Below are 22,552 nucleotides of genomic sequence, written 5' to 3'. Positions count from 1 at the left end.
CACGGAGGATCTTGCTACTGAAAAGCGGTGTACGGCGTGAAAATGCAATGCAATCCGAGCCAACCCATCAGGAAAAATCACCATGAACAAAAACAATGAAACCGGCAGTCACCTTCCGTGTCAGCATAAACCTGATGTGGCACGCCGCAACTTGCTGAAAGCAACCGGTGCTAGCATCGCCGCGTTGGGCATTAGTGCGATAACCACCAGCCAATCCTTCGCCCAGTCGTCAATACAACTCAACAGTAACTGGGACAAGACGTTTGCCAAAAGCGACAAAGTGGATCACAAGAAAGTCAGTTTCAAAAACCGCTATGGCATCACGCTGGCGGCTGACCTGTATCAACCGAAAAATGCCAGCGGAAAACTGGCAGCCCTTGCCGTTGGCGGTCCGTTTGGCGCAGTGAAAGAGCAATCTTCCGGCCTTTATGCACAAACCATGGCAGAACGAGGATTCATCACACTGGCCTTCGATCCTTCCTACACAGGGGAAAGCGGAGGGGAACCGCGCAATGTCGCTTCACCGGATATCAATACCGAGGACTTCAGTGCAGCGATAGATTTTCTTGGCCTGCAACCCAACGTTGACCGCGAGCGTATCGGCATCATCGGTATTTGCGGCTGGGGCGGAATGGCGCTGAATGCCGTCGCGGTAGACAAACGTGTCAAAGCCGTCGTCGCCAGCACCATGTACGATATGACACGCGTCATGTCGAAAGGCTACAACGACAGCGTGACGCCTGAACAGCGCACACAAACATTACAGCAATTAAGCCGACAACGTTGGGTAGATGCAGAAAAAGGGATCCCGGCGTATCAGCCCGCCTACAACACATTAAAGGGTGGCGAGGCACAATTTATGGTCGACTACCATGAGTATTACATGACCGCGCGTGGATACCATCCACGCGCGGTCAACTCCGGTAACGCCTGGACAATAACCACGCCACTGTCATTTATGAACATGCCGATTCTGACATACATCGCAGAAATCTCCCCACGCCCAATCCTGTTCATCCATGGCGAAAAAGCCCACTCGCGTTACTTCAGCGAAACGGCGTATGCAGCGGCGGCAGAACCCAAAGAGTTGATGATCATTCCCGGTGCCAACCATACCGATCTGTACGACCAAGTGAACATTATCCCCTTCGATAAATTAACCTCGTTCTTCCAGGCCAATCTCAAGTAAAGCAAGGAGACACTCACCATGTACGCAATAGGCTTACACCGCTACGGTGGTCCAGAGGTTCTAGCGTTATTGGTATTGCCCGATCCGCATCCCGCACCGGCCAAGTGCGCGTGAAGGTCCGCGCAGCCGGAATCAATCCAGTCGATGTCATGGTGCGCGATGGATCTCAAGGTGCTAAGCGGCAGCCCGTGAAAAGCGCGATGCAGCGCGCAAGGTGCTGGCGTCCGGCACCTTCATACTCGCCCCTCAAACACCGTGGACTACTGAGCGTCTGTTCAAAAGCGTGAAATACGACATCGTTAGCCTTGATAGCCGCTCAAATATCTTGAACACTCGCTGTATTCGATCTTCGTTCTTCTCGTGCAATACTCAACGCCATTATCCCCATTAACAGCGTGCTGATAATTAATACCGCGCTTAAACGTTGTGTTAAACCGGCTAACACTAAACCACCACCCAACATCATGTAGTACATAAGACCCAAGATAGCGCCAGCCGTTCCGACGCAATCTTTATAACGGCGTAGCGCCCGAGCCAAAATATTGGGTATAGCGATACCGTAAGCCATGACAACCGGTATCATCGCTAATACAAACCACAGGGTGTTTTCGATTACCCACATGACTATCCCGCCCAAGAGCCCTAACCCGCAAGCCAATATCAATAGCGATATAAACATCCAGTTTCTGGCAACTAAGATTTTATTCACTACAGCGCCGATACCCACGCCAATAGCCAGTACCAGGCCGGTATAACCGAACCACGACTGTGGAATAGCCAGTGCTTCAAAGTGAAAGGGAGCAAGCTGGTAATAACCAAACATGCAAATATTAAGCAGTGCGACCAGCACAGCGCTACGCCAAATATCACTGTCTTTTAACATGCGTTTGAACGTGCTAATAAAAAGATTCTTCACTTTCTGTCGCGGGCGAGTTTCGGGCAATTGCCATGCTGCGTAACCGAGTAGTAGGGCAGCTAACACAGTCAATCCAGTGAACACGCCCTGAAATCCCCAGTAATGTGTCAGTACTGTGCCACTCAGTACCCCCACTGCTGGACCGATTGCCATTGCTATTCCCATCAGAGAAAACACTTGTGCCAGTTCTTGTCCGTTAAAACAATCTCGGATCGCTGTTTGCGTTCCCACGGATCCGACAGCCGCACCAAAAGCAGCCATTACACGTGCGCCCAGCAAGATAGCGAAAGTGTCGCTTAATACAGCGATAACGGAAGCAAACAGGTATATCCCAAGCCCCAGTAAAATGACCGGTCGTCGCCCAATGACATCGCATAACCGTCCCCAAACCACCACGCCAAGCGCAAAAGCAAAAAAATAACTGGATAACGTTTGTGCCGCGATTTCAGCACTGACATGAAACCCATCGGCTATGTGCGTCAAAGCAGGGCTGTATATCGTTTCTACCACCTGCGGAAACATCATCAAGGATGTTGCTAACGTCAAAGTAAGTTTTCGTTGCATAAACATGAATATTGCTAGAATGTTACGTATTGCGAAAGTAACATAATATTATTTTTCCCATTACAAAATAGCAGACATAAACTTTATAAAATCGGACATTTTATGGCATGGATACCCGCAGATTCCGTATTTAATCCTGATGAGCATGACAATGAAATCGTAGGTATTGCCTCTGAGCTAACTCAGCATGATTCTGGCCATCATTGGCATAAAAAAGGGCAGTTACTGTTTAGCCAACAAGGCTGTATGCGCATCACGCTTAACGACAGTATTTGTCTGTTACCGCCTGCCCGTATTGCCTGGATCCCCCCTAGCATTGTCCATCGTGTTGAAATTCTTGGTGTTGTTGGTTATCGCTCTATCTATGTCGATAACCAACGCCATCCGACCTTCGGCCCTCATGTGGAAGTATTAAGCGTGACAGCACTATTGCGTGAAATAGTAGAACGCATTGCTTTCGCGGATTGGTCTATGAACTGGCAGTGCGACGCGGCAGCGCACATTTGGGCTGTGTGTAAGGATGAAATTCACAGTGCCCAACGCGAGTCAACGCTTCTTCCACTACCAAAAGACCGACGTTTGCGCTGTTTGGGTGAAATGGAAATGCCGCCACCACTACGAAAACTCGCCGCGAATAATGGAGCAACGGGAAAAACCATCAGTCGCATTATGATGAGAGAAACGGGGCTCAACTATCAGCAATGGCGCCAACAATGGCGGCTGTTTAAGGCGATTGAATTACTGGCAGAAACACACCCAATCACTGAAGTGGCCAGCATTTTAGAGTTTTCCAGCGACAGTGCTTTCGCCACATTTTTTAAGAATATGACCGGGAGCACACCTCGAGCATATATGGGACAACGGAAATGATCGTTTCAAGTTGAGGGTACAGATTGATTATTGATAGTAATAAATTATACCAAAGATAAAACATGAGCTATCCAGAACCAGTTCCCTCATCCGTAACGCTTTCAAGCCCTCCTATGGCAAGACTATAACAGCATTACACAGAATTTCCGGGAGCACTCTATTCTGGCACCATTAAGGAAAAAAGGGGGGAATGAATTGGTAATAGTTCGCCCCATTCAAAATAAACTATCGGGCTAACAATACCATACTAGATGTATTTATTTTTTCGTTTTTCTCCACCATTGAGGTAAATATACTTTTAGAAGACTCAGTAACCCACATATAACTACCGAACCCTGTTTCTTTCGCAATCAACAGATCCGTTGAGTCCCCTTTCATCAAATTGTTATACTCAAGAGGCGTATACTGTAGTAGTTTATCTTTATTTTCATCCTGTAATTTTGCGACTTTACCCTGCATATCTTTAATACTATCTTTTGTGATCATTTTCTCACTTTTTTCTGCTTCACTCATGCCCTGGATCATTTTTAGGTCAGTCATAAGATTTACAGCCACAGTGTCGTAATCATCTATTCCTTGTGTTTTAAAAAATACTTCATTGCCGTACTCTGTATCTAGTTTATTCATCTGCCAAAATGCACTTAAACGCTCGGCAGTAGTCCATGAACCGGAGCGATCATAGGTAATAGAAGATAATACCTGTCGCGAGAGGCCTTCAAAGGGATTCTGGGTTTGCCCGTCCGAATAAAGCATCGTCTTTATATAATCTGCGGCTTGCTGAGCCATCGCTAGTCTTGATGTATCCTCCGTTTCAGGTTTGTCGTCCAGAAAACGGTAATCGCGGTCAACCTGTGCACCAGTTTGAAAAATTAAACCTAAGATCTCTTTTACGCTTTTAGTGTTGTTATTGTTCACGCTGCTTACGGTATTTGACCCGATTTGGGATAACAGGGCTTGGTAACGCGAATCATCAGAAAGGGTCACCTTTGTACTGGAAGGCGTAACGTTAGTTGATAATAGCGTTATTTCCCCACTGTCCGATGTAGGTCGGCTCTGCACAATACCGGCGTTTAGGTTCTGTAGGGCGACGCTGAGAGGGGTGATACCATTCATGAATGCAGCTCCATCATATCCATAGCAACTGTTTTCCTTGTTACTTGCAAGCGCATGGGTCATTAAATGACTTATCGGTGCATTTATCCGCTCCTTTAACCTTAGTTTTCGTAGGGTTGATAACTTGCCGGGTTGATCTCTTATCAGCGTTCAAGTGCCACCGAATAAACATCAACGTCAGTATGTTCAACCGTTCGAAAGCGTGTGGATGGCTCGTAACGATTCACACCACTACCGGGTGGTATGCCAATAAACCCGGCGCATAAAAACAACAATCGCACACATGCTGAACAACGATGAAAGTTTCACGCTGAACATACTCTCCCTCTTCCGTCGTCTCACAGCTTTGCTATACTGAGAAACATTAAAATACAAATAATTAACAGGCCATAACGCCAATTGCGCATTACGCCTGTTCCGTATTTATCACGGTTTGCGCGGCATAGGTGGAGACGGGTGAAAAAAGCGAATACGTTGCGTTATCTCAGTACCTCAGGACTCTTATTGGCGGGAGTGTGGATGCACATCGCTCAGGCGAATGCATCCGATCCCTTGCTGACCTCACCAGCAGCACTCGAGACACAGCAAGTTCACCCCGACACGCAGGCTCGGGGTATTTTGGTGGCGGTCGATCAAGCCACCCTTTCCAGCGAACTGCCGGGACGCATCGTGGAGATGCCCTACAAAGAAGGTGAATCCTTCAAGAAGGGCGATGTGCTGGCACGTTTTGATTGCGCCATCTATCAAGCACAACTGTCGGCATCACAAGCCGCCGCGCGGGCAGCAGAAGCTGAATTAAGCCAAAACCAGCAGTTGGCACAGATGAAATCCGTCGGGAAACACGCGGTAGCGCTCTCTGCGGCTCACCTCGCTCAAGCCCAGGCCGAAAGCCAGGTGTATCAGATTCAGGTCAATCGTTGTCGCATCGTGGCACCGTTTGATGGACAGGTGGTAAAACGCCGCGCGCAGGCGTTTGAGAGCGTAGCGCAAGGTGCCCCCTTAATGGACGTCGTCAACAACCGCGTGCTTGAGATCAACCTGCTGATTCCATCGCGTTTGCTCTCGGTGCTGAAACCTGGGTTACCCTTCATCTTTACGCCCGACGAGACAGGGAAGCCCTTGCACGCCAAGGTCACACGACTCGGTGCACGTATTGACGAGAGCAGTCAGACACTCAGCCTGACCGGGGCGTTAGAAAAACCGGACTCGTCGTTGATAGCCGGCATGAGTGGAACGGCACAGTTTTCGGAGGCACCGTGAGCACGGAATCGGCTACGGCTACGGCTACGGCTACGGCTACGGCAGGTGCGTTCGCACGTTTTCTTGACGTGGAGCGCCGAGCGCGGGCGGCCAACAGTACGGAAGAACTGGCTTATTGTCTCGTCAACGACAGCCAGCCGTTATTCGGCTTTCGTCACGCTGCGCTGATCGTCAATGGACGGGTACGCGCAGTCACCGGCGTTACGCAACCGGCACCGCACGCCCCTTTTGTGGCGTTTATTGAACGCGCCAGCGCCCAGTTATTATCCTCAGACGAAAAAATATTAACGCAATGTACGGTCATTGAAGCCGCGCACCTTGATGAACAAAGCCGACGTGATTGGCTGGATTTGTCCGCACCCGAAGCGCTGTGGGCACCGTTACTCGATCGCCAGGGTAAACCATTCGGTGCCATTTGGTATGCGCGAGAACATCCGTGGCAAAACAGCGAGCAAGTACTGGCTGAACAGTTGAGCGGTGCATTTAGTCATGCCTGGCTGGCGCTCGAACCACAAACGCCCCATTGGCGTCGGCGACAGTCACGGTGGAAAATCGCCGTACCCGCACTACTGTTGTTTGCCTGCCTGTTTATTCCGGTACGTCAATCCGTGCTGGCACCCGCAGAGGTCACTCCGCATCAGGGTCGTGTCGTTGCCGCACCACTGGATGGCGTGATTCAGTCGTTCGCGGTGCAGCCAAACCAAAGCGTACGGCAAGGCGACCTACTGGTCCGTTTTGATAGCACCACGCTGAAAGCACAGGCTGACGTGGCAGAGCGCGCCCTTAACGTTGCCGAAGCAGAGCACCGCACCAGCGCCCAGCGTGCCTTTCAGGATGCCGATTCTAAAACGCGGCTCGATTTTCTTGCCGCTCAGGTTGCACAGAAACGCGCTGAGCGCGATTACGCCAACGCCCTCCTGAACCGAGCGGAAATTCGCGCAGAACGTGATGGTATTGCGGTCTTTGCCGATGCCACGCGCTGGATAGGTAAACCGGTGCGCACTGGCGAACGGTTGATGGAGTTGGCCGATCCTACCCTTGCGGCGTTACGCATTGAATTGGACGTGGGTGATGCCATACAGCTTCAGTCCGATGCGCCCATTACGCTGTTTCTGGACAGCGACCCTCTGACACCGCACGCCGCACTGCTGGAACGCATCGCCTATGAATCAGAGCTGACGCCAGCCGGGAATCTGGCCTACCGTCTGGATGCGCGTTTTACTGATGCGCCACCCCGTATCGGCCTGCGAGGTACCGCCAAAATTTCCGGCGACGATGTGCCTCTGGCCGTTTACTTGTTCCGCCGACCACTGGCCGTGATCCGTCAGGCGATTGGGCTATGAATCCGCATCTGCCTCCCCTGCGCGCCGATCTTCAATTGGTAGAATCGGCGCCCGGCATCAACGGTGCCCCGCAGTGGGTACTGGCCGACCCTATAACTGGGCGTTATTTTACCCTGACCCCCTCGGCTATCCGCCTGTTGCACCATTGGCCATTGCGCCAGCCGCAGCAAATATTGGCCGCCGCCAACAGTGAGCCTGGCCTACCGCTGAGAGTGAAAGAGTTGGAGCAACTACTACAGTTTCTGCGCCAGCACGATTTAATCGCTGCAAGCGATACGGAACAACGTCAGCGCTATCTGAGCAAAGCTCATGCGATGCGCACCAGTTTATGGAAAAGCGTGCTGCACCAGTACCTGTTTTTCCGTATTCCTCTGTGGCGACCCGATCCGGTACTTAACCGCTGTTGGCCGTGGCTTCAGCGCTATGGCGCACCCTTTCTGATCTGGGTATTTCCATTCATCCTGCTACTGAGTTTATTTTTGGTCAGTCGAGACTGGGTACGCTACACCCATTCGTTTCCACACCTTTTCAGCCTGCCTGGCATGGCCGTGTTCGGTATTTCTCTGGTGTTCGCCAAATTTATCCATGAGCTAGGTCATGCCTTCATGGCAAAACGAGCGGGTTGTCGTGTGCAAAGCATGGGCGTTGCCTTTATTGTGCTATTTCCTTTGTTTTATACTGACACCACCGATGCCTGGAAACTGAAGGACCGTAAGGCACGCTTGCTGATCGGCGCGGGCGGTATTCTGGCGGAACTGATGTTGGCGGTTATCGCGCTCTTGGCCTGGGCATTACTGCCAGATGGCCCAGTACGCACAGCCGCTTTTATGCTTTCCAGCGCGACATGGCTGACGACTTTAGCTGTAAACCTTAATCCCTTGATGCGCTTTGATGGTTATTTCTTGCTCAGCGATTTTTGGCGCATCGAGAACCTGCAAGAACGCGCTTATGCGCTTTGCCGCTGGCGGCTTCGGGAGAGCCTGTTCGGCTATGGACATCCACCGCCAGAAAGCCTATCGCCTCCCTTACAACGCAAGTTGCTGATCTGGGGCTATGCCTCCTGGATATGGCGTTTTTTCCTGTTCTTTGGCATCGCACTGGTGGTTTACCACTTTTTTATCAAGGTGATCGGTATTGGTTTAATGCTGGTTGAGATCGTCTGGTTTATCGCGCTACCAATAGCCAAAGAAGCCTATGCCTGGTGGGCAATGCGCAAATCAATACACCCTATCGCTTTTTTGCGCAGTGCCCTACTGTGCTCGGCCCTCTTGTTTATCTTGCTCTATCCATGGGGTGGCAGTATCCACATTCCTGCCGTTTTGGAAGCCGAGAAGGTCAGTACCCTCTATAGTCCGGTACCGGCGCAGGTTAACCAGCTACACGTTACAGATGGTCAGCGGGTGGATATCGGAGACATTCTGCTGGAGCTGACGTCAGTCGATCTGGATTATCGTCTCGATATTGAGCGCCAGCGTATCACCCAGTTACAGCAGCAGCGACAGCGTGGAGCGGCACGACAGGAAACTGCAAGTGAAATTCAGGTCATGGATCGGCAGTTAGCTGAGGCGCTGGCACGCTATCGCGGGTTAGCAGCACAGCGTCAACGCTTAACGATTCGGGCACCGCAAGCAGGTGTGGTACGCGATCTCGCACGGGACATGACAGCAGGACGCTGGCTAACGATGGATACGCCATTACTACGAGTGGTGGAACCTACGCAGGGACAGGTGGTTGGCTATATACCCGAAGAATCACTCATACGTACTCAAGAGGGCATGCAAGGCGTCTTCCTTGCCGACGATCCCGCTTTCCCACGTCTTGGCGTCACACTTCATGACATCGCCCCTACGGGTAGCGCGTATCTGCAACAAGAAATGCTTGCATCCGATCGCCATGGCACGATTGCCGTGCGACGCGACCGCGACCACAATCCTCAACCGGTGCAGGCGCAGTACCGCGTTCGTTTCATGGTACAGGAAGCGCAATTTCTGCCGCTACAGCAACCGCTACGGGGTAGCGTCATTCTGGACGGGGGAAAAGAGTCGATTCTCGGTGCGGTTTGGCGTCGGCTGATGGCGCTGGGGATCCGGGAGAGCGGGTTTTGATTAAGGACAGTGACTGTAGCGGTGGTCACTGCAATGATTATCCAAAATTTCTTATGTTTTTTAGGGGGAGTACAAGGAAATGTTATCTGCCAGCAAGTAAGATTTATCTGAGTGAACTATATTAACACTGTTCTTTGACGCATCATTGTTCCGCTGTTTTACATCTTTTTTGCATTTTCCGTTAGTTGATTTTCATTATATAAATCAACAACATAACTTAAGTAATTAGATGTTTTTCACTATTCAATGAAGTTATTATCCCTCAAGGAGTGGTGTGTATGAAGCGAGTACAACGTTTGTTGGTCAAATCAGTTCTTGCCAGCGCATTAGGTTTTTCCATGCTCCCAACATCAGCAATGGCTTGTGCTGCCGAACCTTATATAGGGTCTGTTTGCTATATGGTAACGAGCTATTGTCCTGAGGGCTACCTTCGCGCAAACGGCCAATTAGTCCCTACCAACCAATATCAGGCACTTTATGCTCTGGTGGGGTATACCTGGGGGGGATCGCAGGCACAAGGCACCTTTGGGCTGCCGGATTTACGCAGTCGCGTAGTGGCAGGCACAGGGCAAGGACCGGGTCTGTCAAATGTTGTGCTAGGGCAGACCTATGGTGCTGAGAATGTGGCATTAGCGACCAATAATGTCGCTCCACATCTTCATCCGGCGACCCTTTCCCCCCTGACGGGTACGGCATCTGTCGCAATTCCAGTCGTCACCGGTGCCGCCACCACCAACGTACCCGGTAACACCGTATCATTGGCGGGCACATCACCATCGTTTGATTTAAGTCCTGTTGGCGGGGTTGACTCGCCTGCAAAAATTTACAGTAATGCCGCAACCAACGCGACCTTAAAGCCTTTTGTCGTACCATTTAGCCTCGGCACCCCGAGTGGTGTAACTATTGGCGCCAATACGGGCGGGACGCCATTTAGCATTCGCAATCCCAGTGTCGGCTTAACGGCCTGTATTGCTACATCGGGTATTTTCCCTATGAATCCAAATTAAATAATTAATGCGCTTTCCTGAATTATCAGGAAAGCGCTATATAAATCAGGTTGAAAGTGAAGAGCTGACATGCAGTTTTATGGTTATTGAATAAAAATTTGTTTGCTTAATTTCATTGTAAACCTATAGGATTCAGTGTGTTTTAATGATGACTTCTGAGTATTGATGTTCAAGTATTCTTACCCTATCACTCTGGAGTAATATTTATGTTGTTGCGTCAATTATTCAGTAAAAAGCAGCCTCACCCGAAGAACGTAATTGACCCGGCATCTGCTCCTTTAGGGTATATGCTGGAAGCGCGAGTGTTGTTCGACGGTGCCATAGCCGCAACGGCCACTCAGGCCGAAACCAGTAATCCGAGTGACGCAGCATCCTCTTCTCATCCTGCGCAGACCGCAAATCATTCTGCTGAGGCCGCATCGGACAACAACGCATCATCCGATCAAAATAGTGCCACGCATGACATCACGACTGACGTCGTTGTTCAGGCCGTTGCTGGCGAAACAATACGTAAAGAAGCAGTATTTATTGATACTGCGCTGACGGACTACCAAACACTGGTCAATAATGTCCCCACGGGGGTTGATGTATTTTTATTGGATAGCAGTCAAGACGGCCTGACCCAGATGGCGGTATGGGCTGAAACGCATACTGGTTACGATGCGATCCATATATTGAGCCATGGCAACGAAGGGCAAGTTCGCCTTGGCAATCTGACGCTGGATAGTGCTACGGCGGAGGCACGTTCGGTCGACCTGGCTAAACTCGGCGCTGCGTTAACACAAGATGGCGATCTGCTGCTCTATGGCTGTGATATTGCACAGGACACAGGAAAAAGCTTTGTCTCATTGCTATCACAGCTCACGCAGGCAGATATTGCCGCCTCAACTGACTTGACTGGCTCAGCATCCAAAGGGGGAAACTGGCAACTGGAGACAACAGTTGGCAGTGTTGAAGCAACGGATGCCGTATTGAGCGGTATTGAGCGTGAATACACGAATTTATTGGTGTCACCGACGTTGGGGACTAACAGTTTTTCGCAATTTTCGGGCACCAATACCTTCATAAACACTCAGCCTGGTATTCAGTCTTACGATGACGCGAACAACGGTTTTACCTATTTTGCGTACAGTACGTCGAACGTGTCTATTCAGTCTGTTTCCCTGAGTGGCAATCAGGTACTTAACACCACCGTTACCTCAGGGGGAAGTTTGAATTATGTCGGGATAAAATCGACCGATGGCAGCGAATTCAAATTATCAAACGTTGACCTCAAGGTCACCGGCATCTACTTCCCCAATAACATCTTTACGCTTACCGGTTATAAGGACGGTGTTGCGGTTTCCGGTGCAACCTATTCTGTGACGCTGACAACCACGTTTAATACCCTTACGCTCTCTTCAGCCTTTCAGAATATTGATGAGGTTCGCGTAACGAACGCTATCACGGGTAACGGTCTGGTGGTGTGGGATAACATTGTGACCTCACCTGCTGTGACGGGCTCTGATAACGCACCGAGTATTTCCGGTAGCGCCACAAATCCTACCTATACAGAAAACGGCTCTGACGTTACCTTGTTTAGCGGCGTGACCGCTGACACCAACGACAGCGGGCAAACTTTTACCGGCGCCACCTTTACCGTAACCAACGTAGCAGACAGTACCGAATACCTGAATATCAACGGCGTCAAAGTATCGCTGACCAATGGCAATAGCGTCTCACTGGGTAGCGGTTACGGCTCGGCCAGTATCTCCCTTAGCGCTGGTACAGCAGTCGTCAGCCTCAGCGGGGCTACATTGAGCAATGCCGATATGGGCACCTTGCTGTCCGGCATGACCTACGGCAACAGCAGTGAGAACCCCCACACTACGGCACGGGTGGTGACCCTCACCCAGGTCACCGACTCCGGTACCAGTGATAATAGCTACAACCCCGGCAGTATCGCCAGTACCGTTGCCGTAGTGGCAGTGAATGATGCGCCAACGGATCTGGCTCTTTCTAACACCACATTTGGTCAATCTCTGGGCAGCAACGGCATTGTGGGAACATTGTCAGCAACCGACGTGGATTCCACCACATTCACCTACAGTTTGGTGAGCGGCGTTGGCAGCACCGATAACGCCCTGTTTACTCTTAGCGGCAATTCTCTTCAGGCGGTCAACGCCACGACTATGGCAGCAGGAACCTATTCCATTCGTGTTCAGGTTTCCGATGGGCAAGCCACCTATGAGAAAGTGGTGACCTTAACGGTCGCCGATGATATCGCGCCCACTTTTGACACGACACCCACGATCACAGCCCCCACTACGGGCGGATTTACGCTAAACACCGATCTCAACGAACGGGGCACTGTCTATTACGTTGTGGTACCCGACGGTGCCAACGCGCCGAGCGTCACTCAAGTGATCAATGGGCAGACGGCCACTGGCAGCGTGGCATTGGCTTCCGGCAATCAGGTATCCAGCAGCGCGCCCTACAGTCAGTCCCTGACCTTGACGGGTTTAGCCGCAGCAACTGCCTATGATGTGTATGTGGTCGCCAAAGACAGTGCCGGTAATGCCACCGTCAGCGTGGTCAAACTTGATGTCACCACTGCTGCGAGCAGCACGGCACCGACACTGTCCGCCACCGGTAGCAACCCGGTCTTTATCGGCGGTATGGCGGGTTCCATCGATCTGTTCAGCGGCGTCAGCGCAGACACGCGGGACAGCGGGCAGACCTTTTCCTCTCTGACCTTGACCGTATCCAACGTCAGCGACAGCGGTGAATTTATTAACGTTGGCGGTAACGCCATCAGTCTGGCGACCAACGGCAGCGGCACGCTGACCGGTATTGGCAGTTATACGGTGACGCGCGTCGGCAACACTGTGACCCTGCAACTGAACGGGATGACCGCCAGCAACACGCAACTTGCCGGTCTGGTGGATGGTTTACGCTACGGCAATAGCAACAGCAACGTCACTGCGGCAACTCGGGATGTGTCCTTAACCGCCGTCAGCGACAGCGGCAGCAGCAATAACACCACGTCGCTGAGCCTGACGTCATCAGTGAACGTGCTGGCCAGCAACAGCACCCTGTATGTCACCACTGGAGGCGATACCGGCGCTGACGCGACCTTTGGCAATGGCAATACACTGCAAGATGATATCAATGACGGCGGCGGGCTCAGCCTGCGCGAGGCGCTGTATTGGGCGAACAACACGCCAGGCATCGATCGTATCGTATTTCAGACCGACGTGACGCTGAGCAGCTCCATTTTGTCACCCACCGAGACCCTGCTTATCGACGGTCAGAATTTCACCCTGAATGGTGGCGGTTATTCTGGCTTTCAGATCACCAGTTCGTCGCTGACGTTCGCCATCCAGAACCTAACCCTGACCCATTTCACCACCATCAACAGCCTGTACTCGGGTGGTGTGCTGGGGATCAATGCTGGCGCATTAGATATCAACTTCAGGTTGTACAATGTTGATATTACGGGGAACACCGACGATGGCTGGGGCAATGGCATGATTGACCTGAGCAATATTCAACAGGGCGCCTACATCTTCGATCTCGATCAGGTAAATATCCATGATAATACCCAGTTGGGCGGCATTAATGAAGAAGGCGTGATCAAACTGTTCGTATCAGCCCAACAAACACTCTCGCTGTCGCTCACCAATTCGGCCATCTACAATAACAGCGGTGTTAACCCACCCAATGGGGCGGTGGGCGTAGCAGGTCTCTATCTGGCGGCAAGCGGCAGCACCAACGCGCCCAACACCCATATCACCTTAATGAACACCACCATCACCGGTCAGGATGCGGGTATTGAGTTTGGCTTCACCAACTATGCATCAAGCTGGGTTGCCAGTGTGCGCAACTCAATAATATCGGGCAATACCGTCGATGTTGTCATCCATAACGACACCACCACCAACGGTTCCTATACCCTGAATGGCGGCAATAATCTGATCGGTACTAGCGTTGATATGGTGTCGTCGTCAGATCCCCGACTGGCCGCTACAGCCACCAATGCCATTAATCAGGGGGACCGGTTCTATGTGACTGGCGATGGCGACGCGCGCGGGATGGATCGCATTCGCCAGGGCACCGTAGATATCGGTGCCTACGAATCCCAGTACGCTTCCGGTACCAGCGCGCAGGTTGATCTAAACGGCAGCGCAACTGGCAGTGATTATAGCGCTACGGTTTCCACTGGACTCAATACCGGCGTGCCCATTACCGATCTGTTGGCAACACTGTCGCAAACCGACGGCGACACGCGCCTGTGGACACTGACGCTTTCTCTGGTGGGCAACACCGATGGCAGTAACGAATATATGACGCTATCGCAGCAGGCGCTGTTGGCAGCTCATGCAGCAGGCATCAACGTGTCAGGAGATGGTAGCCAAACCGTTACTCTGACTGGCGGTGCCACGCTGGATGCCTTCCAGACGGCGTTACGCGCTATTGTCTACGTCAATGTTGCCACCACGCCAACTGCGGGCAACCGCACCATTTCGGTCACCGCCAATGACGATACCAGCAGCAGTGCAACCTCGACCCTGACGATCGTCACAGGTAATCCACCCGTGGTGTCCACCCCCATTCCTGCGCAAAACATTGCGCAGAATGGCAGCCTGAACTTTACCGTCCCCGCCGGTACGTTTACCGATCCAGATGATGATGCGCTGACGCTCAGTGCTACGCTGGCAGATGGCTCAGCATTGCCCAGTTGGCTGACGTTTAATCCCGCGACCGGCACCTTCTCCGGCACGCCGGGCAACGCGGATGTTGGCATCCTGTCTATCAAAGTAACTGCAACAGACCCCACCAATGCTAGCGTCAGCACCACGTTTAGTTTAACGGTTACCAACGTCAACGATGCACCGGTAGTGTCCACCACCATTCCGGCACAAAGTGTGGCGCAGGATAGCGCACTGAATTTCACCGTGCCTGATGGCACCTTTACCGATCCCGATGGCGATACCCTGACATTCACCGCTACCCTGGCGGATGGCTCGGCGCTGCCCAGTTGGCTGACATTTAACACCTCCACCGGCACCTTCTCCGGCACACCGGGCAACGCGGATGTAGGCAGTCTGTCAATCAAGGTCACTGCTACCGATCCCAGTCTGACCGCCATCAGCACCACCTTTACCCTGACCGTCTCCAACGTCAATGATGCGCCAGTGGTGTCAACCACTATCCCGGCACAGAGTGTGGCACAGGATAGCGAGCTGAACTTCACCGTGCCCGCAGGGACCTTTAGCGATCCCGATGGTGATACTCTGACGTTAAGTGCCACCCTGGCGAATGGCTCACCGCTGCCAAGCTGGTTGACGTTTAATACCGCTACCGGCACCTTCTCCGGCACACCGGGCAACAGCGATGTGGGCAGTCTAAGTATCAAAGTGATCGCGAACGATGGCGATGCCTCGGTCAGTACCACCTTTACGCTGACCATCACCAACGTCAACGATGCGCCAGTGGTTGCCACACCGATCCCGGCACAAAGTGTGGCGCAGGATAGCGCACTGAATTTCACCGTGCCTTCCGGGACCTTTACCGATCCCGATGGCGATACCCTGACGTATAGCGCCACGCTGGCTGACGGCTCCGCGCTACCGAGCTGGCTCAGTTTTAATACTGCTACCGGCACCTTCTCCGGCACGCCCGCTAACGGCGATGTGGGCAACCTGAGCATCAAGGTTACTGCCAGCGATGGCGATGCCTCTGTCAGCACCACCTTTAGCCTGACTATCACCAACGTCAACGATGCGCCCGTGCTAGCAACACCGATCCCGGCACAAACTATCGCACAAGGTAGCGCGCTGAGTTTCACCGTGCCCGGCAGTACCTTCAGCGATCCGGACGGAGATACACTGACGCTCAGCGCCACGCAGGCAGACGGCTCCGCACTGCCGAGTTGGCTCAGCTTTAATCCGGCCACCGGCACCTTTTCCGGCACGCCCGCTAACGGCGATATTGGCACCCTGAGCATCAGGGTTACCGCCAACGATGGCGATGCCTCGACCAGTACCACCTTTGGCCTGACCATCAGCCCACCGAACGAGGCACCGGTGGTCGCAGCACCAATCCCAGCGCAAAGCATCGCGCAGGATGGCAGCCTGAACTTCACCGTCCCTGCTGGCACCTTTACCGACCCCGACGGTGATACCCTGACGCTCAGCGCCACGCTGGCGAACGGCTCCCCACTGCCGAGCTGGATCAGCTTTAACCCGGCCACTGGCACCTTCTCCGGTACCCCCGCTAACGGCGATGTGGGTAGCCTGAGCATCAAGGTCACCGCTAACGATGGCGATGCCTCGGTCAGCACCACCTTTAGCCTGACAGTGACCAACGTCAACGATGCGCCCGTGGTCGCTACGCCAATTCCGGCCCAGAGCATCGCGCAGGATGGCAACCTGAGCTTCACCGTCCCTGCTGGCACCTTTACCGATCCCGATGGTGATACTCTGACGCTCAGCGCCACGCTGGCAGACGGCTCAGCATTGCCGAGTTGGCTCAGCTTTAACCCGACCACTGGCACCTTCTCGGGTACGCCCGCTAACGGCGATGTGGGTAGCCTGAGTATCAAGGTCACCGCTAACGATGGTGATGCCTCGGTCAGCACGACATTTAGTCTGACGGTCACCAACGTCAACGATGCGCCGGTGGTCGCCACGCCAATTCCGGCCCAGAGCATCGCGCAGGATGGCAGCCTGAACTTCACCGTCCCTGCTGGCACCTTTACCGACCCCGACGGTGATACCCTGACGCTCGGCGCCACGCTGGCGAACGGCTCCCCACTGCCGAGCTGGATCAGCTTTAACCCGGCCACTGGCACCTTCTCCGGTACCCCCGCTAACGGCGATGTGGGTAGCCTGAGCATCAAGGTCACCGCTAACGATGGCGATGCCTCAGTCAGCACCACCTTTAGCCTGACAGTGACCAACGTCAACGATGCGCCCGTGGTCGCTACGCCAATTCCGGCCCAGAGCATCGCGCAGGATGGCAACCTGAGCTTCACCGTCCCTGCTGGCACCTTTACCGATCCCGATGGTGATACTCTGACGCTCAGCGCCACGCTGGCAGACGGCTCAGCATTGCCGAGTTGGCTCAGCTTTAACCCGACCACTGGCACCTTCTCGGGTACGCCCGCTAACGGCGATGTGGGTAGCCTGAGTATCAAGGTCACCGCTAACGATGGTGATGCCTCGGTCAGCACGACATTTAGTCTGACGGTCACCAACGTCAACGATGCGCCGGTGGTCGCCACGCCAATTCCGGCCCAGAGCATCGCGCAGGATGGCAGCCTGAACTTCACCGTCCCTGCTGGCACCTTTACCGACCCCGACGGTGATACCCTGACGCTCAGCGCCACGCTGGCGAACGGCTCCCCACTGCCGAGCTGGCTCAGCTTTAACCCGGTCACCGGCGCCTTCTCCGGCACCCCCGCTAACGGCGATGTGGGTAGCCTGAGCATCAAGGTCACCGCTAACGATGGCGATGCCTCTGTCAGCATCACCTTTAGCCTGACGGTCACCAACGTCAACGATGCACCGGTGGTGTCGGGCACCATCCCGGCACAAAGCGTGGCACAGGACGGTAGTCTCAATTTCACCGTGCCTGCGGGTACCTTTGCCGACCCCGATGGCGATACCTTGACGCTCAGCGCCACGCTGGCAGACGGCTCCGCACTGCCGAGTTGGCTCAGCTTTAACCCGGCCACTGGCACCTTCTCGGGTACGCCCGCTAACGGCGATGTGGGCAACCTGAGCATCAGGGTTACCGCTAACGATGGTGATGCCTCGGTCAGCACCACCTTTAGCCTGACGGTCACCAACGTCAACGATGCACCGGTGGTCGCTACGCCAATTCCGGCCCAGAGCATCGCGCAGGATGGCAGCCTGAACTTCACCGTCCCTGCTGGCACCTTTACTGATCCCGATGGCGATACCCTGACACTCAGCGCCACGCAAGCTGACGGCTCAGCATTGCCGAGCTGGCTTAGCTTTAACCCGACCACCGGCACCTTCTCCGGCTCGCCGGGCAACGGCAATGTCGGTAATCTGGTGATCACTGTTATCGCAACCGATGGCAACAACGCCACCGTCAGTACCAACTTCAGCCTGACAGTGACGCCCGGTATTCAAGGCGATCCGCAGTTCCGCGCTACGGACGGTATCAACCTGACACCGTCAGCAAGCGATGCCCGTCAGTCATTAGGGCAAGATAGCAGTATCGCGCCCCCCACGTTGGGCGGATTAGTCGTCGCGCCATCGCTCGGCAGTTTTACTACCGGTAATGCGGGGGCACCGGGTTCAGTAATGTCCGCCATTTTCTCCGCGAATCGACAACAAACCGACAGCGGAACCTTCCCGACCAGCGAGGTTGCCAATACCTTCGTGCAGGGGATTGCCAGCAATGTGGGTGTGAACTTTGACAGTACGCTCGGCTCCTTCCCAAGCTTTAGCAAAGACCCTGCATTGGGTGGCACCACATCCTTGGCCGGCACGTTCTCGGGTATCCATTTGCCCTCGCTCACACCGATGGAGATCTTTTCCGGCGGTAGCTGGAAGGATGTACCGTTCAACAGCGCAAATAACACATTGAATGATGGCGAGAATAGTACCGAACGTTCGGTGGCATTTACGCCGTCACTACATCGACAGCTACAACAGATGGGAGACGCTGAGTGGCAACGGCTAGCCGCGCTTGAGCAAGCCTTGCAGGACAGCGGCCAACAACAAGGGTAAGGCTACGACGTGAACGTGGTCAGTAATCACAAACATAATCACGACAATAACAACAATGACGAGGAGCGGAATCGTGTTAAAGGTTCGGAAATTATTTAGCCTTAGCGCTATGGTGTTGGCCGCCAGCGGTTGTGCTGTGACCACCCAGCCGATCACCAAAATGGAAAGCGGGCAACGCAGCCAACAAGACAAAATCGCCATGTTCAGCCAACAGGAACCGGTCACGGCCCCCATTACGCTGTATGACGCCATGGCGCGTGCACTGAAATACAACCTCGAATCACGTTTAAAGGTCATGGAACATGCATTGGCGCAGCAACAGCTGGAGCTGGCGCGTTACGATATGCTGCCGAAGATCGCCGCATCTGCGGGCTACGCGGGGCGTAATAATATGAGCGCTTCTAGTAGCCGCAGCGTTGAAACAGGGAGAACCTCTCTGGAGCCGTCCACCTCACAGGATCGCGATCGCGACGTTGCTGACCTGACCATGGTATGGAATGTGCTCGATTTTGGCGTCAGCTACGTGACGGCTCAACAAAAATCAGACCAGCGCTGGATTGCCGAAGAGCGTAAACGCAAAGTGGTGCATACCATCCTGCAAGATGTGCGATCTGCTTACTGGCGCGCCGTCGCGGCTGAACGCCTGCTGGGGCAGATTGATAGCTTGATCGTCCGTGTCAATGAAGCGCGCGCAGCAAGCGAACGCATGTCCACGCAACAAGTGGGCGATCCGATTGAAGCGCTGAGCTATCGCCGTGCGCTGATAGACGCCACTCGTCAGTTGGAAGAGCAACGCCGTGCGCTGTCGCTGGCCAAGACCGAACTGGCAACCCTGATGAACCTGCCGCTCGATACGCCTTACAAACTCGCGCTGCCACAAAGCAGTGACGAAATCGTGCCGCAATTGAATATCGATGTGAAAACGCTGGAAGAAACCGCGCTGGTGAGTCGTCCAGAACTGCGCGAGCAAGATTATCAGGTCCGTATTCATGCTGCCGAAACGCGCAAAGCGCTGCTGCGTATGCTGCCCGGGATAGAAATCAGCGCCGGCGGTCACTATGACAGCAACTCCTTCCTGGTCAACAACAGTTGGGCTGATGTTGGCGTGAAAGCCACCTGGAATCTGTTCAACGTGTTATCCGGCCCAGCTGCACGCAAAACGGCACAGGCCAATGAACAAGTGGCTGAAGTACAGCGCCAGGCGATTTCGCTGGCAATCCTTGCACAGCTTTACGTCGCGCGCGCCAACTACAGTGAAGCGCTGCGGCAGTATAAAACCAGCGCAGAACTGCGCGATCTGGATGGGCAGATAGCCCAGCAGTTGCGTAACCGCTACAAAGCGAACAGCATTGGTGAATTACAACTGATTCAGGGCGAGTTAAACGCGCTGAATGCCAACCTACGTCAGGATTTAGCCTACGCAGAGCTGCGTAATACCTACGGGCAGATCATCTCTACCGTCGGACTGGATTTGCTACCGAAAGCACTGCCATCGGATAAGCTGGGCGATATCAGTCAAGCGCTGCGCCAGTCAGAAAGCGCGTGGCAACAAGGCAAACTGAGCGCACTGCAAACGTTCTAGCGGAGGTACGCCATGGTGTCTATCGGCATCATGGCGACAACCGTAATTTCATTTGTTGGCGACAGTAAGAATAAGCGTCAATCATCCACCGTGATTCACACTATAACCACTTGGGATCTTGTGTGAAGGTAATGGTCAACCACCGATGGGGGCTATCTTCCCCAATGGCATGGGCAATCTTGTCGCGAATTCTATCGAACGCCTTTACACCGTTATTCTCCATCGTCTGCGGAATAACAATCTGGATTTCAACAAACAACCCACGGCCGATGCGGGTTGCATAGTTAGAATAATCCAGAAAACCATATTCCAACGTCAGTTTCGCCATGATGGATTCTATTTTATCGTCAAGGCTGTCTGGCGTCATTTGTAGAATCTCTCGCACAGCTGACAGGATAGTTTTCACTGGAACGGGAATTAACAATAATGTCAGAACCGCCAGTGCAAAAGGATCGGTATAAACATTGAGGTATTCGTAGCGAGTGCCTTCCATCAGCCAGGAAAGTATAAAAGCAAATAATAAAGCGCTACTGATACAAGCGGACATTAACCAACTTTTCGTATCAAGGGCAATCAGTTCTGATTTGATTTTCTTGTTGAGCCGACGCTGTGTGAAGTAGAGAGCAAAACAAAAGGTGCTGATAGTAATTGCATAAGCGATAGCCCAGCCAAGTTCTAATTCGCGTCCACCGTCAATAATCCCTTTAATGGCATTAACAAAGGCATACAAACACAGAATAACCAACAGGCAACCATTAAATGCCAGCACCATCGGTTCAACATGCCAGAACCCAAACTGAAAGCGGCGGCTATGGGGTTGTCCAAGCAGGCGAGAGACCAATAAAGAGAGCGAACACATTCCGGCATCCAGAATGGAAAACATACCATCAAAAATAATCGAGATTGATCCGCAAATCAGACCAACGATAATCCCTGCACTTGCAATAAAAAAGGTGCACAAAATTGAACGTTTAAGGACTTTTTGCTCTATCGCTGTGTCGGATGGCACAGCATTGTCACCGGGAGGTATCGTTGTCATGATCGTAACCTTATCTGCACGCAGCGCAGTGATGGAAAGTCAGCATGTGACCCACATTCAAGTATACAACAGGGCATTTGTATTGGATGTTGGAATAGACTTCGCAGATTAACCATCGCATTGCTATCTGCGCCTGAAGATGGCTAACATGGTTATTGATGTCACCGTGTGCTGGCAATGCGGCAGTTAGAGTGAGTCGAGGGGCATATCAGCAAAAGCGGGCACGACGCTCTTTAACACCATGCTTTTATCCGTAAAACATTGCAGGAGATATAACGATAATCATGGCAAAAATAACCCTTTCAATGGTCGAAGAGATATTATATCTCATCGGCGGAAGAGAGAATGTCATTCTCTGCGGTAACTGCATGACCCGGCTGCGCCTTACGTTAAAGGATCGTCAATTAATCGCTCTGGATGCACTGAAAAAAATACCTGGCGTACTGGGCGTAGTCAATGGCGACGACCAGTTGCAGGTCATTCTTGGCCCCGGAAAGGCGCAGACCGCCAGCGAGATGATGAATGCTCTACTGGTTGAACCTGCACAATCGGTATCGACGGGTGAAGAGCCGCCCGATTTACGTCAGTTGGCAAGTCAGAACAAGCAGCACATTAAAGCCAAGCAAAAAAGTGCAGTGCATAACTTTCTGACCAAATTCGCCACGATTTTCACGCCACTTATTCCAGGTTTTATTGCTGCGGGTTTATTGTTGGGGATCGCCACCTTATTACAACAAACACTGGTAGTAGAAGGTGTCGCACAGGCCGCCTGGTTAAAAAGCCTGATTGCTTACATGAAAGTGTTTAGCATTGGTTT

The 22,552-nt window shown here is 52.8% G+C and carries 12 protein-coding genes; 9 read left to right on the top strand and 3 right to left on the bottom strand.

All coding sequences use genetic code 11. The features are described 5' to 3' along the window. The first annotated feature begins 82 nt into the window (after nt 1–82). On the top strand, nt 83–1,189 hold the full coding sequence (locus J5224_RS12415; protein WP_264625670.1) for an alpha/beta hydrolase: 1,107 nt from the start codon (nt 83–85) through the stop codon (nt 1,187–1,189). Nucleotides 1,190–1,505: 316 nt separating this feature from the next. Here J5224_RS12415 and J5224_RS12410 read toward each other — a convergent pair whose 3' ends face one another. Next, nucleotides 1,506–2,669 (bottom strand): MFS transporter, encoded by a 1,164-nt coding sequence (locus J5224_RS12410; RefSeq protein WP_264625706.1) that lies wholly within the window; start codon nt 2,667–2,669, stop codon nt 1,506–1,508. Nucleotides 2,670–2,771: 102 nt separating this feature from the next. Between J5224_RS12410 and J5224_RS12405 the strand changes: the two genes are divergently transcribed. Next, nucleotides 2,772–3,539 carry an AraC family transcriptional regulator gene (locus J5224_RS12405; protein WP_264625669.1) on the top strand — a complete coding sequence of 256 codons (768 nt, stop codon included), beginning with the start codon at nt 2,772–2,774 and terminating at the stop codon, nt 3,537–3,539. 225 nt (nt 3,540–3,764) lie between these two features. Here J5224_RS12405 and J5224_RS12400 read toward each other — a convergent pair whose 3' ends face one another. Beyond that, nucleotides 3,765–4,652 carry a hypothetical protein gene (locus J5224_RS12400; protein ID WP_264625668.1) on the bottom strand — a complete coding sequence of 296 codons (888 nt, stop codon included), beginning with the start codon at nt 4,650–4,652 and terminating at the stop codon, nt 3,765–3,767. 474 nt (nt 4,653–5,126) lie between these two features. On the opposite strand from J5224_RS12400, the gene J5224_RS12395 reads away from it, so the two are divergent. The 6 genes from J5224_RS12395 to J5224_RS12370 all read left to right on the top strand — a co-directional run bounded on the left by J5224_RS12395 (nt 5,127) and on the right by J5224_RS12370 (nt 20,696). Next, complete coding sequence (locus J5224_RS12395; RefSeq protein WP_413544672.1) at nt 5,127–5,912, top strand: efflux RND transporter periplasmic adaptor subunit; 786 nt, start codon at nt 5,127–5,129, stop codon at nt 5,910–5,912. Further along, complete coding sequence (locus J5224_RS12390) at nt 5,909–7,255, top strand: efflux RND transporter periplasmic adaptor subunit (RefSeq protein ID WP_264625667.1); 1,347 nt, start codon at nt 5,909–5,911, stop codon at nt 7,253–7,255. Before J5224_RS12395 ends, J5224_RS12390 begins: the two co-directional genes overlap by 4 nt. Then, a complete protein-coding gene (locus J5224_RS12385; protein ID WP_264625666.1) occupies nt 7,252–9,360 on the top strand; it encodes an HlyD family efflux transporter periplasmic adaptor subunit in 2,109 nt (702 codons plus the stop codon). The genes J5224_RS12390 and J5224_RS12385 overlap by 4 nt, the downstream gene beginning before the upstream one ends. A gap of 278 nt (nt 9,361–9,638) precedes the next feature. Further along, nucleotides 9,639–10,367 (top strand): phage tail protein, encoded by a 729-nt coding sequence (locus J5224_RS12380; RefSeq protein ID WP_264625665.1) that lies wholly within the window; start codon nt 9,639–9,641, stop codon nt 10,365–10,367. Between the two features lie 206 nt (nt 10,368–10,573). Next, on the top strand, nt 10,574–19,114 hold the full coding sequence (locus J5224_RS12375) for a putative Ig domain-containing protein (protein WP_264625664.1): 8,541 nt from the start codon (nt 10,574–10,576) through the stop codon (nt 19,112–19,114). Between the two features lie 73 nt (nt 19,115–19,187). Further along, the gene (locus J5224_RS12370; protein WP_264625663.1) at nt 19,188–20,696 is read left to right on the top strand and encodes a TolC family protein; all 1,509 of its coding nucleotides are present in this window, start codon (nt 19,188–19,190) and stop codon (nt 20,694–20,696) included. Between the two features lie 100 nt (nt 20,697–20,796). On the opposite strand, the gene J5224_RS12365 is transcribed toward J5224_RS12370, so the two are convergent. Next, nucleotides 20,797–21,735 carry a cation diffusion facilitator family transporter gene (locus tag J5224_RS12365; RefSeq protein ID WP_264625662.1) on the bottom strand — a complete coding sequence of 313 codons (939 nt, stop codon included), beginning with the start codon at nt 21,733–21,735 and terminating at the stop codon, nt 20,797–20,799. A gap of 284 nt (nt 21,736–22,019) precedes the next feature. On the opposite strand from J5224_RS12365, the gene J5224_RS12360 reads away from it, so the two are divergent. Beyond that, nucleotides 22,020–22,552: PTS transporter subunit EIIB (locus J5224_RS12360; RefSeq protein WP_264625661.1), on the top strand; the 533-nt coding region annotated here is incomplete at its 3' end.

Source organism: Candidatus Symbiopectobacterium sp. NZEC135 (assembly GCF_025962695.1).
The sequence above is the reverse complement of the archived record's forward strand: the minus strand, read 5'-3'. Positions and strand labels throughout refer to the sequence as shown.